This window comes from Paraburkholderia bryophila (genome assembly GCF_003269035.1).
Taxonomy (GTDB): domain Bacteria; phylum Pseudomonadota; class Gammaproteobacteria; order Burkholderiales; family Burkholderiaceae; genus Paraburkholderia; species Paraburkholderia bryophila.
Genome location: NZ_QLTK01000004.1, coordinates 120,753 through 136,570 on the forward strand (window position 1 = coordinate 120,753; position 15,818 = coordinate 136,570).

At 62.8% G+C, this 15,818-nt stretch carries 13 protein-coding genes; 4 read left to right on the forward strand and 9 right to left on the reverse strand.

Annotation, left to right across the window (positions count from 1 at the left end; translation table 11 throughout):
* Positions 1-2: 2 nt before the first annotated feature.
* The 5 genes from BX591_RS09270 to BX591_RS09290 form a co-directional block, all read right to left on the reverse strand.
* On the reverse strand, positions 3-389 hold the full coding sequence (locus BX591_RS09270; RefSeq protein ID WP_111930494.1) for a hypothetical protein: 387 nt from the start codon (positions 387-389) through the stop codon (positions 3-5).
* A 151-nt stretch (positions 390-540) separates the two neighbouring features.
* Positions 541-1,344 (reverse strand): transglutaminase-like domain-containing protein, encoded by an 804-nt coding sequence (locus tag BX591_RS09275; RefSeq protein WP_111930496.1) that lies wholly within the window; start codon positions 1,342-1,344, stop codon positions 541-543.
* A gap of 319 nt (positions 1,345-1,663) precedes the next feature.
* Entirely contained in the window at positions 1,664-3,082 is a 1,419-nt protein-coding gene (locus BX591_RS09280; RefSeq protein WP_111930498.1) for an HdeD family acid-resistance protein, read from the reverse strand.
* Positions 3,083-3,148: 66 nt separating this feature from the next.
* Complete coding sequence (locus BX591_RS09285; RefSeq protein ID WP_111930500.1) at positions 3,149-3,520, reverse strand: hypothetical protein; 372 nt, start codon at positions 3,518-3,520, stop codon at positions 3,149-3,151.
* A gap of 267 nt (positions 3,521-3,787) precedes the next feature.
* Positions 3,788-4,711 carry a recombination-associated protein RdgC gene (locus BX591_RS09290; RefSeq protein ID WP_111930502.1) on the reverse strand — a complete coding sequence of 308 codons (924 nt, stop codon included), beginning with the start codon at positions 4,709-4,711 and terminating at the stop codon, positions 3,788-3,790.
* Between the two features lie 94 nt (positions 4,712-4,805).
* Here BX591_RS09290 and BX591_RS09295 point away from each other — a divergent pair, with 94 nt between their 5' ends.
* Entirely contained in the window at positions 4,806-5,132 is a 327-nt protein-coding gene (locus tag BX591_RS09295) for a hypothetical protein (protein ID WP_111930504.1), read from the forward strand.
* 23 nt (positions 5,133-5,155) lie between these two features.
* On the opposite strand, the gene BX591_RS09300 is transcribed toward BX591_RS09295, so the two are convergent.
* Together BX591_RS09300 and BX591_RS09305 are read right to left on the reverse strand one after the other, a co-directional pair.
* Positions 5,156-6,001 (reverse strand): glycosyltransferase family 2 protein, encoded by an 846-nt coding sequence (locus BX591_RS09300; RefSeq protein ID WP_111930506.1) that lies wholly within the window; start codon positions 5,999-6,001, stop codon positions 5,156-5,158.
* Between the two features lie 78 nt (positions 6,002-6,079).
* Entirely contained in the window at positions 6,080-7,012 is a 933-nt protein-coding gene (locus BX591_RS09305) for a glycosyltransferase family 2 protein (RefSeq protein WP_111930508.1), read from the reverse strand.
* An 84-nt stretch (positions 7,013-7,096) separates the two neighbouring features.
* Between BX591_RS09305 and BX591_RS09310 the strand changes: the two genes are divergently transcribed.
* Positions 7,097-8,797 (forward strand): glycosyltransferase family 9 protein, encoded by a 1,701-nt coding sequence (locus BX591_RS09310; RefSeq protein WP_244146929.1) that lies wholly within the window; start codon positions 7,097-7,099, stop codon positions 8,795-8,797.
* A gap of 323 nt (positions 8,798-9,120) precedes the next feature.
* Here BX591_RS09310 and msbA read toward each other — a convergent pair whose 3' ends face one another.
* Complete coding sequence (gene msbA, locus BX591_RS09315) at positions 9,121-10,884, reverse strand: lipid A export permease/ATP-binding protein MsbA (protein ID WP_244146937.1); 1,764 nt, start codon at positions 10,882-10,884, stop codon at positions 9,121-9,123.
* Here msbA and BX591_RS36885 point away from each other — a divergent pair.
* On the forward strand, positions 10,778-10,996 hold the full coding sequence (locus BX591_RS36885) for a hypothetical protein (protein WP_244146940.1): 219 nt from the start codon (positions 10,778-10,780) through the stop codon (positions 10,994-10,996). The two genes, msbA and BX591_RS36885, sit on opposite strands and share 107 nt — an antisense overlap.
* Before the next feature lie 162 nt (positions 10,997-11,158).
* Positions 11,159-11,920 carry a glycosyltransferase family 2 protein gene (locus tag BX591_RS09320; RefSeq protein WP_111930514.1) on the forward strand — a complete coding sequence of 254 codons (762 nt, stop codon included), beginning with the start codon at positions 11,159-11,161 and terminating at the stop codon, positions 11,918-11,920.
* A 217-nt stretch (positions 11,921-12,137) separates the two neighbouring features.
* Here BX591_RS09320 and dnaE read toward each other — a convergent pair whose 3' ends face one another.
* A complete protein-coding gene (gene dnaE / locus BX591_RS09325; protein ID WP_111930516.1) occupies positions 12,138-15,719 on the reverse strand; it encodes a DNA polymerase III subunit alpha in 3,582 nt (1,193 codons plus the stop codon).
* Positions 15,720-15,818 lie beyond the last annotated feature (99 nt).

The following is a 15,818-nucleotide window of genomic DNA, read 5'->3' on the forward strand; positions in this document are numbered from 1 at the left end:
GGTTAGAAATTGACGGTCCAGACGGTTTGCCGGGCGTCGCGTGCGGCGACGTATTGCACCGGCGGCGGCGCGTTCTGGGCCGCGTCCTGAGCCGCGTTCAGGGTCGTGCTCTGCGCCGTGTTCTGAGCGGTGCTTTGCGCTGCATTCGCCGATCCCGCCGGATCGATCCCGCCTTCCGTGATCTCGAACGGCGCGCCGTGCAGACAGGACACCACCGGCTGGTTCGCCACGCTGATCGCCGCGTCCGCGGATTGCACGAGGCAGGTTTCCTGCACGGTCAGGCTGACGGCGATCGCGGCCAGTTCAGCGGGCGCCGCCTGCGAAGCCGGCGCACTGGGTAAGGCAAGAAGGACGGCCGCGAAAACGGCGGCCAGATTACGGGAAATCATGCTGTTCCGGAGTCGCCTCGAAGAGCGGGGTTAGGTCGATAGCGCGTTCATAAGCCGGCTCGAAAACCAGCTCTAAAGCGAACGTCAAAAGCCGATGCACAGCATGTCGGCATTCCGTGCAAAAACTTTAGACGTTCCGCGGCAAACGACGCTAAACCGGCTCGCACACCACCGCGAACTTCAGCAACTGCGTCGGCCCGAAGGCATTGCTGATGGCGACGTCCGCGGCATCCCGCCCACGCGCCATCAGCACCCGGCCGATGCGCGGCACGTTGTTGCGCGGATCGAACGTCTGCCAGCAGCCGCCGACGTACGCCTCGAACCACGCGGCGAAATCCATCGCCGAATACGGCGGCGGCACGCCGACGTCGCTGATGTAGCCGGTGCAATAGCGCGCCGGAATGTTCATCGCCCGGCAAAGTGCGACGGCCAGATGCGCGAAATCGCGGCACACGCCCTTGCGCTCCTGCCATGCCTGCCATGCGGTCTTGGTGGGTCGCGCGAAGTCGTAGCCGAACTCGATGTGCTGGTGCACGTAGTCGCAGATTGCTTCCACCCGCACTCGCCCCAGCGGCAATTTGCCGAATGTCTGCCACGCGAATTCGGACAGCAGATCCGTTTCGCAGTAGCGGCTGCCCAGCAGGAACACCAGCGAGTCGTTCGGCAACGCTTCCACCGGATGCTGGTCGGCAAACGGCGGCCGCCGCTCCGGTTCCGACGACACTTCCAGCACCGCGCTCGTCGAGAACGATACCTTGCCTTGTGGCGCCACCAGCCGGCTGCACAGATTGCCGAAGCCGTCGCGATACTGGGTGATCGGCACGGGTGGATCGACCGTCAGCAGGTCGGGACTCAGTACTTCCTTGACGTGCGAAAAGTGCGTGTTCAACATCAACATCATCGGTGTCGGTTGCACGCACTCATAAACCAGCTCGTAGCCGACGTGCAATTTCATTGTGTTCACACTTGCAGAGAAAGCCGCCGCCTCAGTGAGCGCGAAGCGCCCGGCACGGTTTGATTTTGAATTGAGGCACGGCCTGTTTCGGCGTGGTCGGGTGCTGTCGAAGAGGCCAGCTAGGCCCAAGCATACACCCGCCATATTGGTTAAATAATATCGCGTGGCCGCAGCGGCACGCGCGAAAGTTATCAACAGAAACTGTTCGCAAATCTGTGTATAACTATCCGGCAAAAACTGCAAGCTATTGATGCGATTGCCATTTTTTCCGGGTTGCCGAAATGGGGCAGCGGCGTGGGGTGTAGCGGGTTTAGCGGGTTCAATCGCGCGCAGCCGGCGCACTGCGCGCCTCCTCGCGCCATTGACGACGCGAGCGAACCATTCGGCGCACCGCGATACGCGCCATCGTGACCCAGCCCGACGGCCTCGGGTCGGCCAGCATGCTGAGGGCACGCGCGTAGTCGAGCGTGAGGCCGGGCGTCCATGCCATGGTCGCGGCGCGTTTGCGTAGTTGCGCGGCGACCCACAGTTCGGGGGTGGCGATCACGCGCAGAAAGGGCCGCCATCCGCCGCGATCGCCCCACGCGCGCGCCGACGCGCCCTCGATCGCCGCTTCCAGCGCGCGCGACACGCTGCTCGAGCAATTGCGATACGTGAGGTTGTAAGTCGCGTCCTCCCGATAACGCTCCCAGAACCGGCGCAGACGCACGGGGTCGTAATTGCGGATACGCACCTGAACCGTCGACGGGCACCACGCTTTCGATTCGGTCGGGTAGTCGGGCTGGAATACGCCCGGCACGTCGTTCTCGCGCGTGGCGCGCAGAAGCCGCGCGAAATCGTCGGGCGAGCGATCGATCTCGACACCCGGGTACAGGCTGATGTAAATGCCCTCGGGCGATTCGAGCGCGGCGTGGCCGGTGGAGATCACGCCGTTGCGATCCACCGCCGCGATATAACGGTCGACGATCGGCTGACGGCGCGCCTCGCTTTTGGCGGTGCCGACCGGGGTCCAGACGTGGACGGTGAGTGCGGCTTCCTCGGTGCCGGGCGGGCCGTCCCATTCGAGCGTGCGCGTTCGGGGCGGGACTGCTGGGCGGCTGATGGTTGTGGTGCCGGCGGTACCGGCCGTGTTCGCGGCGGCATTGCCGCCGTCTGCCGCTTTATCGTCAGCCACCGCCGGATTCGACACCAAACGCCGAACCCGCGTGCTCAGCAGAATCATGTTCCAGCCGCCGAATATCAGGCCGAGACCCAGACAGTACGGCACGGTGCCGACATAGTGCGTTGGATACGGCTGGTAGAAAAAAACCGCCAGCGCGATTTCGACACCACCGCCGATCATCGCGAAGCGCCACGTGCGGTAGCGGACCACTCTGGCCGAGACGATCTGCAGCAGACCGTCGGCCAGAAACAACGTGCCGAAGATCATCGAAAGTATGAAGTTGCCGTGATGATGGCCAGCGAGAATCAACGCAGCCGCGCAGCAGAACGCGCAGCCCTTCACATAGCGCAGCGTGCGCTGGCCGCCCATGCCGGTCCACGCGACGGCCAGCGTGGCGAGACCTTCGAGCAGCAGCAGCAACGCGAACGGCGTGATCGGAAAATACAGCGCACTGTCGAGCGCGTCGACGAACACCACCACGCCAAGCAGCAGACTCACCCAGCCGGTCAATTGCAGCGCGCGCCAGCGTGTGCGCAGGTAATCGACTCCCAGCAGGATCATGACCAGACGGACCATCGGCAAACCTCCGTGACTGACGCGCGCTTCTGATCGCAATCTTAACCAGATTAGCGGGAATGGAACTCACACGTACTTGTGCTTCTCATGGCGACGCGGTTTCGACCGACGTCCCTCGCGTTGGCTGGAACTCGCGCTCGTGCTCGTGCTGGTGTTCGCGCTCGCGGCGGCATCCGGTTCATTGCGCGGCGCGGCATGCGAACCGTTCTGCACACCAGCCGGGCCAGCAGGCACAGTCGCCTCGCCTCGCGGCGCGCTCAGCACAGCCTGCGCATCCGGCGACGAACCGGTCGCGGCATCGACAACTCGTTGCAATTCATCCTGTGCATAGGCAGGCAACGGGGCAGGCGGATACTTCGCGTCGCTAGCGCTAGCCGAAGCCGGCACGGCAACGGCGCAAGCGAGGCCAATGGCGATCATCGAGGGGGCGAGTTTCATGTCGGGTCCTGGTCAGGATGACGCGGCCGGCATGAAGGCAATGACAGGCCCGGCGCGCGTCGATGGATCGGAAGGTTCGTTCCTGACGGCTTGCACCGTCAGCACAAACAGTGTAACGGCCGGGACATGAAGGGTAAATTTTATTAAGCCGGTTTCAGATAGGCATAATCTGGCTTAATAAAAGCCGACGCGAGCATCCGAGCGCGCCGGCCTGCAACATCGAAAACGCCAACTAAAACGCCGACGAAAACGCGAACGAAAACGGCCTCAGGCCGCCGCGGCTTGCGGCATCGCCACGTCCTGCTCGCCGCCCAGCGCGTCGAGCAGATCGCTGAGCATGCGGTCGAGTTCCGCGGTCATCAACGTGACGTCGGAGTCGAAACGTTCGTCGTCGTTTTGCGCGGTCGGATCGCTGGCTTCTTTCAGCACGTCGAGCGCCGCGATGCGCTTGATCACCAGCGACGGCGTCAGGACGAACGACACGCGATCGTTCCACGTCATGGCGAGTCGCATGCATTGCTTGCCGGCTTCGATATGGCGGCGCATGTCGTCGGCGTCCAGCGTATGGCCGACGTAGCGCACGGTCGCGTTGCCTTCGGTCGGCGAGCGCAACTCGGTATCCTGATCGAGCGTGAAGCCGGCGGGGCCTTCGCCGGAGAGCAACCAGCCGGTCATCGCGGCGACCGGCGATTGCGCGACGCGCACCGTGCCCAGCGGCAACTGATCGATCGACTTCACCAGCAGACCGCGCACTTCATCGGCGACCGCTTGCGAGGCCGCGTCGATCACCAGCCAGCCGTTCTTGCAATCGATCCACACGCGCGTATCGCGACGGATACTGAACGCGCGCGGCAGCAGGTCGTCGGTGACCTGCTCCTTGAGTTCGCGCATCCGTTTGCGGCCGGGTTTGAAGCCCTGCTGTTCCTCGAGTTCGGCGGCACGCGCCTTGGTCACCTGCGTGACCACCGAAGCCGGCAGCAGCTTCTTTTCCGTGCGAAACACCAGCAGCATCTGGCCGTTGAGCGCATACACCAGCGAGTCGTTGTCGCGCGGCGAAGCCCAGCCGTGACTTTGCATCTCGACGGTGTTGCCGGGCGCGAATGCGTGCGGCGCGAGCCACTTCTGCATCTGTTCGGGGGTGACGGACCACGGAGCGGGAAGACGGTGCAACTGAAGGTTTTTGAACCACATGGGCGACGGTCGTGTTTGGAGCAAGGCGCGCCATTCTATCTGACGGCAAAATCACCTACACTTTTTGAGAGGCACGATCTGGAAGGAGGCGACCATGGCCGATGAAACCGCACCCTGGCAAATGGTGGAATACGAGGGTTTCGAGATTCACGTGGCGCCGTTCCCGAAGACGCCGCCGGGCGAAGGCGGCGGGTCTGCGCCAGGCGCGGCCGATAACCGCTACACGTATGTCGGCTACGTCTGCCATCCTGGCGCCGATGCGGCGATTCCCGGCCATGCGGTGCCGTTCCATGCGGACGGCGAAGAAAGCTTCGCCGGACATGACGAAGCGTTGTACGAAGGGGTGCACGTGGGACGCAGCATCGTAGAAGGAACGCATCCGGATCTGACGGTGCTGCCGTTGGTGACGGGCGGCGTGTGAGCGTTGCGCCCGCCCGCTAGCGATCAGCTAAACGCGCGCTTGATTCGCGACTTGAACAGCGCGCGCCGCAAACTGCCGTTCTGTTCCGGCTCGCTCACCGCCAGGCCGCCTTCGACCGCCGTGCCGCGCCGCAAAAAATAACGGTCGAACGTGGCCTGCGTCATGCCCCACTTGTTGAGGAATTGACGACGCCCGTCGTTCTTCACGACCTTGCCGGTGCTCTTCTGCTGGAAGTGATACACGAGACTGTCGCCGACGCCCAGGAACACGCGGCAACCGGCATCCCACAGCTTCATCGAGAAATCGTTGTCGCTGCTCATGCCGGGACTCAATTCGCTGCTGTAGCCGCCGAGCTTGAACCACCACTCGCGATGCACGAGCGTGGGCGGCCAGGTCGCGCCGCGCCAGTCCGCACGCACGAGTTTCGGCGTGGCCGCGACCAGTTCGTCGGCGCGGAAATTTTCCACGTCGCGGCCGAAATTCCGCACCACCACGCACGGGTTGCCCGAATCGACCGGCTCGACCATCGTGCCCGACAGCATGAACAGGTTGTCGGCCGGCATCTGCGCGAGCCGCTTGACGAGCGCGTCGTCCCAGCCGGGGCAGCAATACATGTCGTCGTTCATGTAGACGATGTAGTCGTGCGTGGCGCGCGCCGCCGCGATATTCACCGCATGGCAAATGCCGATGTTGCCGGGCGACGCGGTGTGCTCGATGCCCTCCTCGCGCACCCACGCCAACGTGCCGTCCGACCCGTCGTTGACGTGCACGATGATCTGATGCGTGTGCGTCGAATGACGCCGCAGGCTCTCGATCACGAGGCGCAGATAAGGCAGGTTGTTCCAGCTCGGGATGATGATTGAAAACATCGAATAGGTATTCCGTGGTGATGGCCCATGCAAACGGATCGTGCCGCTGGCGTGCGACGCGGATCGGCTGCGCCCGGTCTAGTCTTTTGTCGTTTTTTCGAACGGTGTGTTGAACGGTTCGTTGAACGTGAGCTTGGCGGGAAGATCCACTTCCCAGCCTTCCAGATCCTCGAACGGATAGCGGCCCAGCGCATACAGCACGCGCTTGAAGCGGCTTTTGAGCGGCGCGCGCGGCACATTAGGCAGCGAACCCGGCGCGGCGCCGGCCGTCCGGCGAATATAGTCGCGCGCGAATTCGCGCTGGGAAATGCCCCACTTCATCAGGAATTCACGGCCGCCGCGATTGCGCCGGATACGGCCGGTCGATTTGGTGCCGAAGTGATAGATGCGGCACGCGCCGACCGAGCGGAACGTGCGGCAACCGACCAGCCAGAGTTTCATCAGGAAGTCGTCGTCGCTGCTCATGCCGGGGCCGAATTCAATGCTGTAGCCGCCCACCATGTGCCACAACTGGCGGCTGATCAGCATGGGCTGCAACGCGACGCCGTCGCGATCGGTTGCCGTCATCGCGGCGGCGTATTCAAGCAGCCCGGCTTCGTCGAAATTGCCCGGCCCGCTGCCGAAGTTGGCCGCCGTGACGTTCGCATTGCCGGTATCGGTCGGCTCGATCAGCACGGAGGACAGATACGCCGACGAATGTCCCAGCGAGCGCAGGCTGGCCTCGAACGCGAGGTCCCAGCCCGGCGTGACGAACATGTCGTCGTTCAGGAACAGAATCCAGTCGCGCGTGGCGAGGCGCGCCACGTCGTTCAACGCCAGGCAGACGCCCACATTGCCTTTGCTCCACGTATGGCGAAGGCCTTCCGCGCGCACCCAGTCGAGCGTGCCGTCGCTGCCGTCGTTGACGTGCACGATGATCTCGTGATCGAACGCCGAATGACGGCGAACGCTGTCGATGCACAGCTTCAGATACGGCAGATTGTTCCAGCTCGGAATCAGGATACTGAACATGAGGCGACGGGAAAACGTGTTGAATGGGATCGCGCGACGCGAGTCACTTCGATGCCGCGGGCAGAAATCGGGAACGCGGACGACATGGCCAGGACCGCCACTGATAACGCGCCGCCCGTGCCATTTTCAGGCAGATCGAGCAGGTTCAGCCAACCGGCTGACGCAAACGTAAGCGAAAATGGCGCTGACAGCGGGCTTCGTGAGTTGACGCTCAGAAACGGAAAATGGGCGGGCGTCGACATGTCTTATGAATTTAGCCGGCCGCCGCGACAGTTGCCGTGCGACCCGGTAGGATGGCCCCGACATTGTACCGGGTTAGGGTCCTGTTCCTACAAATCGGGCGGGAGACCCAAGCCCACGCGGCTTGCAGGCAACACGAAGCTTGCCGGGCCGTGGCCACGGCGGCGCCGGCCCTGGCGCGGCAATGTGCGCGTCGGCTTGCTGGAGTGGGCTGGTACGATACGGACCACTTACCCGCCGCTCAAGCCGCCCTCAAGCCGCCGTCATGCCGATACGGCGGGCGCTGCGGCGGCGGCCGGCTTCAGAATTTCCTGCGCTTTATTCCAGTTTCGAGCAATGAACCGATTGATTTGCGCGCTCTACCGCGCTGCGCCCGCCGCCTTGAAACGCTTCGTGGAGATAGCTGTCGAGCGCTCCGTCCAGATTCCTTACGCGGGCGTCGCGCACGAGCCCGAGGTGTTTCTGCGCAAGACGTCGCGAGCCAGAATCGTCAAGAAGTACCTGCACAAGCACTGGCTGCTCAAATGGCGTGGGCAATCCCGTCTCGAACTGGGCAGTGCCGCCGACGCGAAGCGGCTGCTATGGATTTACACTGGCAAACGCAATTTCGGCGACGCGACCATGGACATGTCCGGGCGCGCGCTACTGAAGGGCTGCGGTTTCGAGATCGATCTGTTCACGCTGCCGAACCTCCACAAGCTGTTCGAGGAAGACGATGTATTCCAGCACGTCTACTCCGATTTGCAGCAGCTTGCCGGCCGCCGGTACGACGCGATCGTGATGTCGGAATTCAACCTGCCGTCCATCAAACTCAAGGCCCGCAATTTCAGGGCTTTACCCTACGTCTGCCTGTTCCAGTATTTCTACGGCCCGGACCGCAACCAGACGACGTTCAGTTACGCGGCGGTGAATCACGCATTTTCGCTGGGGTATGCGCTGGCGGACATCGTCGCGATGAGCAAACCTTATCTGGCTGCGAAGGTGGGCACGCGCGAGTCGGTGCGTGCGCTGGTGCCGAACGAGCCGTTCGTGGCGCTGGCGGTTGGCGGACTCGATACGAATCGCACTTATGGGCGATGGGGCGAATTACTGGATCTGCTCGATCGATCGGATGAGCCGGGCATACCGAGGCACATCGTACTGCTTGGCTCCGACAACGGCCTCGCCACGGCCGAGGCACTGTTGAGGCGGACATTCAGCACGCTGAAGATCAGCTCGTGCGTGGCCCGGTTGACGTTACTGCAGTCACGCGAAGTCGCCGCGCAGGCAAGCCTTTTTGTCGGCGCCGACGGAGGCCTGATGCACGTAGCGCACTCCACACCCACGCCGAGCGTCTCGCTGTTTTCCGATCGCGAGCCACCTTATCTGCGGCTGACCGAAGCGTGCCGTTCGATTGGAATTCAAAGTACCGGCGACGTCGACGAGATTGCGCCGACGGCGGTAATGAACGCGATCCGGACGCAGTTGGTGGGGTTATCGAGCGGGGCGGCTCCGTCGGGCTTGGCGGGCTTGGCGGGTCCAGATAAGCCAGGTGTTGCGGCGTAACAGAGGAAGGCCCCGCGTCTTGTTTCAGCGGCTTAGTTGGCAAGCCCCACCGAAGCCCGACCGCCACGGCACGCGAAGCGCTGCCGGAAGCATGACTGCTGTGTCACGAGCGCCGAATGTGCGAGAACACGGATTCCAGATGAGCCACTACCGTTGCTGTGCGAGAAACCCACTTCAGAATTAGCGGTGTGAGCCGCTTTCTTTTGCCTACTTTGCTTTGCGGCGGCAAAGAAAAGTAGGTGCCGCCCCGCACAGGGGCAACGCTAATAGACCATTAACAAAGCAAGGAAAGGCCAACAAGCAAGCCCCGCGCCGCGCCGCCATCAAGCCACATCCTGCTGAAACTGAATCCGATGCAAATTCGCATACAACCCATCCTGCGCCAGCAGTTCCCGATGACTACCACGCTCCACGATCCGCCCAGCCTCCATCACAAGAATCCGATCGGCCCGCTCGATAGTCGACAACCGATGCGCAATAACGAGCGTAGTACGCCCCTTCATCAGAGTCTCCAACGCAGCCTGCACATGACGTTCCGACTCGGAATCCAGCGCTGAAGTCGCTTCATCGAGAATCAGAATCGGCGCGTCCTTATAGATCGCCCGCGCGATTGCGAGCCGCTGCCGCTGGCCACCGGAGAGCATCAGACCGTTATCCCCAACCAGCGTATCGATGCCGCTCGGCATAGCCTGAACCGTATCCCACAGGTTAGCCGCGCGCAGCGCCGCTTTGACCTTGTCCGAATCGGCCACTTGCCCATAGGCAACGTTATTGGCAACGGTATCGTTAAACAGCACGACATCCTGACTAACCATGGCAATCTGGCCACGCAACGCATGCAGGTCGTATTCCGGCAACGCCACGCCATCGACCAGAATCTCTCCGCCAGTCGGATCAAAAAACCGCGGCAACAAATTCACCAGCGTAGTCTTGCCGCTACCCGACGGCCCCACGAGCGCAACCATTTCCCCCGGCGCCACCTTGAACGACACTTTATCCAGCGTGTGGCGATTATTCGTAGCGCTAGCGCCGTAGCTGAAAGACGCATCGCGGAACTCCACCTCCCCGCGAGCGCGCTCGAGCGGCTTGCCGCCGCCTTCCGGCTCGGACGGCTCGTCGATTAAGCCGAAAATCAGTTCACACGCCGTCATGCCGCGTTGCAGCGGCTGATTCACGTCCATCAGGTGCTTGAGCGGTGAAATGATCAGCAGCATCGACGTCACGAACGCGACGAACCCACCGACCGTGGTTTGATCCGACGACGACTGCACCACCGCGATTGTGATCACGACCGCCAGCGCGATCGACGCGAGAAACTGCGTGAGCGGCTGCGCAAGGCCGCCGGAAACGGTCATACGCATTGCATAACCACGCAGACGCTTGCTCATCGACGTAAAGCGGTCGATCTCGTACTGCTCGCCGTTATGCACCTTGACGACCTTATAACCGCCAACCGTCTCTTCGACGATGTACGACAGCTCGTTGGTCAGCAATTGATGTTCGCGGTTCAGGCGCCGCAAGCGACGGTTGATCTTGCCCACCAGCCAGCCGATTGCGGGCAGCAGCACCGCGACGATCAGCGTCAGACGCCAGTTCAGATAGAACAGATAGCCGAGCAGGAACACCACGGTCAGCGAATCGCGCACCAGCGTGACCATGACGCTCAACAGCACGTTGAGAATCTGGTTCACCTCGAAGACGATCGCGTTGATCACCGTACTCGCGGTTTCACGCTGAAAAAACGCGACGCTCGTGTGAATCATGCGGTTGAACATCTTCAGGCGCAGTTCGAGCAGGATCCTGTTCGACACATACGCGAGCAGGTAGCCGGATGCGTATTGCGACAGGCTGCGAATCAGCGCCAGGCCGATCACCGCGGACGGCACGAACCACTTGGTCTTGTCGTTGGCGTGCGCGCCGAAGCCTTTGTCCAGCAATGGCTTGAGCAGGGCCGGGATCGCCGCGTCGGTCGCGGAGCTGATGGCCATCGCGACGATCGCACCGACGAGAACCCAGACCATCGGCTTGATGTACGGCCACAGGCGTCGAAAAATGACGGATGGCGACGACGCCTCGCCGGTGCCGATGGGTTTGCTTAACGTTGGCTTCGCGCTCAAGGAATCCTCTGGGAAGGCGGGACGGCTGCCGCGCGGCGGACGGAATGTCCGCCGCGAGGAAATTCAAAGAAGAGCATTGTAAACGGTTGCGGGCGCAGGCTGGGAGCTGGCCAAATGGCCTGGGTATACTGCTGCAACCCGCTGCTGCGACCCGCTGACGGCTCGCGCGGTTGCAGGCGTGTGCCGCTCGCGAATGTCGCTCGTGCGGCTCGATCCATCACTTTGCGCTCCACCCTATTCCGGCATGCAAGAAACCACCCTCGGCGTCGCCATCATCACCAAAAACGCGGCGGCACGGCTGGCCGAATGCCTGCAGGCTGTGTCGTTCGCCGACCAGATCGTCGTGATCGACGGCGGCAGCACCGACGGCACCGCGGATATTGCCCGCGCCCACGGTGCTCGCGTGATCGAGGAGACCGGCTGGCCGGGTTTCGGTCCGCAGAAAAACCGTGCGGTGCAGGCGCTCTCCACCAATTGGATTCTTTCCCTCGACGCCGACGAAGTCGTCTCGCCGGAACTGGCCGCCGCGATCCGCGCCGCACTGACCGCCCCTACCGCCGACGTCTACGCGGTGGACCGCCTGTCGAGTTTCTGCGGCCACTGGATTCATCACAGCGGCTGGTATCCGGACTGGATTCCGCGCCTGTTCAAACGCGGCGCGGCGCGGTTTTCCGACGACCTCGTTCACGAGCGACTGGTGTTCGACACGCCCGCGCAACGGCTCACCGGCAAGCTGATGCACTACTCGTACGAGGACTTCGAAGGCGTGCTGCGCAAGCTCGACACGTATTCGACCGCCGGCGCGGCGCAGCGTCATGCAGCGGGCAAGCGCGGCAGTTTCGGCAAGGCGCTGGGGCGCGGAGCCTGGGCGTTCGTGCGGACCTACGTGCTGCGGCGCGGCTTTCTGGACGGCAAGGCCGGTTTCATGATCGCGGTGTTCAACGCGGAAACGGTGTACTACCGGTTTTTGAAGCTGGCGCGGCTGGGGGATGAAACGCGACACTGAGGGCGGGACCGGACGTGGCGTGGGCTGTGAAACGAGTTCCCGTGCTGCTCGATGGTGTTTTATCGCGGCGCCTGATTGTCGAGGTTGTTCGTTTCCGGGCCGACGCTGCCGCATCCCCGCAAACGTACCAAGCCCTAAGCGGCAGCGGCAACCCTCTAAGCTCTCACCGAACCCTTTGCTCGTTTTACCCGCGCCCCCGGCGCGGGCAATCAGACCATCAATAAACGATTTCGATCGAACTGCCGGCAAACTCGCCGCGCAACGCCGCGAGCAGCTCGTCGGTCGGCTTCACGCGCCACGCGTCGCCCAGACGCATTTCACCCTGCGCGGTTTCGCTGCGATACACCACCTGCACAGCCAGCCCGTTCGGGATCTGCACTGCCTGACGCTGACGGCCGTTGTCGCCGCCATAACCGCCTCCACCGCCATTGCGGCCGCCCCCGTTGCCGCCACGCGCCGATGCAACCGGCGCCGCGGCGGCCGCCGGTTCGTCCTTACCCGCGCTATGGGCTTCGAGCACGCGCCGCAACGCAAGCGCGTCTGCGTTGCCGTTCATTTCCACCTTCACGGCCTCCGCATAACGGCAGCGCGCGCGCCCGAGATCCATGACCGTCTCGACGGTAAAGCGGATGCCGCCGGTGAACGCGTCGTTACGCGCCTGCCCCTGGACGACCAGCAACTCGTCTTCCTTGAACAATTGCTTGTGGGCTTCGAAGGTCTCGTTGAAAACCGTCACTTCGCACTGGCCCGTGCCGTCGTCGAGGAGCGCGATCAGCATCTTGCCGCGCTGGGTCATCTGCGTGCGCAGCGACGCGATCACGCCGGCGACCAGCTTGTCGCGCCCTTCCTTCAGCTCGCCGATCTTCTGGCGCACGAAACGGCGTACTTCGCTCTTGTATGCATCGAACAGGTGGCCAGACAGGTAAAAGCCGAGCGCGGCCTTTTCTTCCTGCAGTTTCTTCTTTTCCGCCCACTCCGGCTCGTCGACGAGTTCGTGACCTTGCGACGGCGCGTCGCCCATGTCGAACAGCCCCGCCTGCAGCGCATTGGCGCTCGCCTGTTCGGCGGCTTCCATGGCAAGCGAGACCGACGCGATCAATTGCGCTCGATTGCCATGCAGCGAGTCGAACGCACCGGCACGGATCAACGCCTCGACCGTGCGACGATTGACGATACGTCGGTCGACGCGATTGCAGAAATCGAAAATGTCGATGAACGGCCCGTCTTCACGCGCGCGGAGAATTTCTTCGATCGCGTTCTGGCCGCTGCCCTTGATCGCGCCGAGACCGTAGCGGATGGTTTTCGAGCGCTTGCCGTCCGCCTCGGCGACCGGTTCGAAGCGGTATGCGGACAGATTGACGTCCGGCGGCAGCACCGTCATCTTGTTCGTCAGGCAGTCTTCGAACAGGATCTTGACCTTGTCCGTGTCGTCCATGGCGAGCGACATATTTGCCGCCATGAATTCCGCCGGATGGTGTGCCTTCAACCATGCGGTGTGATACGCGAGCAGCGCGTACGCGGCCGCGTGCGACTTGTTGAAGCCGTAGCCCGCGAACTTCTCCATCAAGTCGAAGATTTCGTCGGCCTTTTCCCCGGTCAGCCCGTTCTTCGCGGCGCCCTGGCGGAACAGCTCGCGATGCTCGGCCATTTCCTCGGCCTTCTTCTTACCCATCGCGCGACGCAGCAAGTCGGCGCCGCCCAGCGAATAGCCGCCGATGATCTGCGCCATCTGCATCACCTGCTCCTGGTAGACCATGATGCCGTAGGTCTCTTTCAGAACAGATTCGACGCGCGGATCCGGATACTCCACGACTTCGCGGCCGTGCTTACGCGCGCAGAAGCTTGGAATCAGGTCCATTGGGCCCGGACGGTACAACGCGACCAGCGCGATGATGTCCTCGAAGCGGTCAGGCTGCGCGTCTTTCAGCATGCCTTGCATACCGCGGCTTTCCAGCTGGAACACCGCGACGGTATTCGCCTTCTTCAGGATCGAGAACGACGGCGCGTCGTCCAGCGGCACCTGCGCGAGCGACCAATCCTGTTTCGACGGATCGAGACGGCGGATATAGCGCTCGGCCCAGTCGAGAATCGTCAGCGTGGTCAGACCCAAAAAGTCGAACTTCACGAGCCCGACGGCTTCGACGTCGTCTTTGTCGTACTGGCTCACGACGCCGCTTTCGTCGCCCTGCGTGTACAGCGGACAGAAATCGGTCAGCTTGCCGGGCGCGATCAGCACGCCGCCCGCGTGCATGCCGACGTTTCGCGTGAGGCCTTCCACGCGCTGCGCGAGTTCGAGCAGTTGACGCACTTCGTCTTCGTTGTCGAAGCGCTCCTGCAGCAGCGGTTCTTCCTTCATCGCGTCGGCAATCGTGACATGCTTGCCGGGCTTGAACGGAATCAGCTTGGCGATACCGTCCGTAAACATGTAGCCGAGATCGAGCACCCGCCCGATGTCGCGCACCGCCGCTTTCGCCGCCATGGTGCCGAACGTGGCGATTTGCGACACCGCGTCCGCGCCGTACTTTTCCTTCACGTACTGGATCACGCGATCGCGGCCGTGCTGGCAGAAGTCGATGTCGAAGTCGGGCATCGAAACCCGTTCCGGATTCAGGAAACGTTCGAACAGCAGGTTGTAGCGCAGCGGGTCGAGGTCGGTCACGCCGAGCGCGTACGCGACCAGCGAACCCGCGCCCGAACCCCGCCCCGGCCCTACCGGCACGCCATTGTTCTTCGCCCAGTTGATAAAGTCCGCCACGATCAGGAAGTAGCCCGGAAAGCCCATCTTGATGATCGTGCCGCACTCGAATTCGAGGCGTGCGTAATACGTTGCGCGTTGCGCTTCCCGTTCGGCCGCGTCCGGGTACAACTGTTCGAGACGTTTCTCGAGCCCCTCTTTCGACAACAGCACCAGGTAGTCGTCGAGCGACATGCCGTCTGGCGTTGGGAACAGCGGCAGTTTCGGCTTGCCGAGTTCCAGCGTGAGGTTGCAGCGTTTGGCGATTTCGACCGTATTGGCGAGCGCCGACGGAATGTCCGCGAACAGCGCGGCCATTTCTTCCTGCGTGCGGAAATACTGTTCGGACGTGAAGCGCTTCGAGCGGCGCGGATTCGCGAGAATGTCGCCTTCGGAAATACACACGCGCGCTTCGTGCGCGGTGAAATCGTCTTGCGTCATGAACTGCATGGGATGCGTGGCGACCACCGGCAACTTCAGCGCCGCGGCAAGCGCGACCGACTGCTGCACGTACTGCTCGGCGCCCGGCTGACCGCTCCGCTGCAACTCGATATAGAAGCCGCCCGGGAAGACTTTCGCCCAATGCAATGCATTGCGTTTGGCCGCTTCTTCGTTACCCGCCGCGAGCGCAAGGCCGATGTCGCCCTGCTGCGCACCGGACAACGCGAGCAACCCTTCACCCAGGCCGGCTTCGAGCCAGCCGGCCTCGACTTCGGCGCGACCACGATACTGATTGGTGAGCGACGCTTTGCTGAGCAACTCGCACAGATTCAGATAGCCGCGCCGGTCTTTGACCAGCAGCAGCAAACGGGAAGGCTTGTCGCGGTCGTCGGGATTGGTGATCCAGACGTCGCAGCCGGCAATGGGTTTGACCCCTTTGCCACGGGCTTCCTTGTAGAAACGGACGAGACCGAACGCGTTGCCGAGATCGGTGAGGGCGAGCGCTCCCTGACCGTCTTTGGCGGCGGCCTTGACGACGTCGTCAAGACGCACGATGCCGTCGGCAATCGAGAATTCGGAGTGAACGCGGAGATGAACGAAGCGGGGATCTGACATGGGCGACATTGTAACTCCACCCTCCGGGAGTTTTCAGGCCAAAACCGCGCGTTAGCCGTTCGGCTTAGGACACCAACACGGGAGCCTTTATGCGCTGGCGGTCCGCGC

Bases quoted from the DNA above. Each gene is read 5' to 3' on its own strand.
- BX591_RS09320 (WP_111930514.1), top strand. From the start codon at position 11,159: ATGCAAGAAACCACCCTCGGCGTCGCCATCATCACCAAAAACGCGGCG.
- dnaE (WP_111930516.1), bottom strand. From the start codon at position 15,719: ATGTCGCCCATGTCAGATCCCCGCTTCGTTCATCTCCGCGTTCACTCC.
- BX591_RS09285 (WP_111930500.1), bottom strand. From the start codon at position 3,520: ATGAAACTCGCCCCCTCGATGATCGCCATTGGCCTCGCTTGCGCCGTT.
- BX591_RS09290 (WP_111930502.1), bottom strand. From the start codon at position 4,711: ATGTGGTTCAAAAACCTTCAGTTGCACCGTCTTCCCGCTCCGTGGTCC.
- BX591_RS09300 (WP_111930506.1), bottom strand. From the start codon at position 6,001: ATGTTTTCAATCATCATCCCGAGCTGGAACAACCTGCCTTATCTGCGC.
- BX591_RS09305 (WP_111930508.1), bottom strand. From the start codon at position 7,012: ATGTTCAGTATCCTGATTCCGAGCTGGAACAATCTGCCGTATCTGAAG.
- BX591_RS09270 (WP_111930494.1), bottom strand. From the start codon at position 389: ATGATTTCCCGTAATCTGGCCGCCGTTTTCGCGGCCGTCCTTCTTGCC.
- BX591_RS09275 (WP_111930496.1), bottom strand. From the start codon at position 1,344: ATGAAATTGCACGTCGGCTACGAGCTGGTTTATGAGTGCGTGCAACCG.
- BX591_RS09280 (WP_111930498.1), bottom strand. From the start codon at position 3,082: ATGGTCCGTCTGGTCATGATCCTGCTGGGAGTCGATTACCTGCGCACA.
- BX591_RS09295 (WP_111930504.1), top strand. From the start codon at position 4,806: ATGGCCGATGAAACCGCACCCTGGCAAATGGTGGAATACGAGGGTTTC.
- BX591_RS36885 (WP_244146940.1), top strand. From the start codon at position 10,778: ATGGCCATCGCGACGATCGCACCGACGAGAACCCAGACCATCGGCTTG.
- BX591_RS09310 (WP_244146929.1), top strand. From the start codon at position 7,097: ATGGCCAGGACCGCCACTGATAACGCGCCGCCCGTGCCATTTTCAGGC.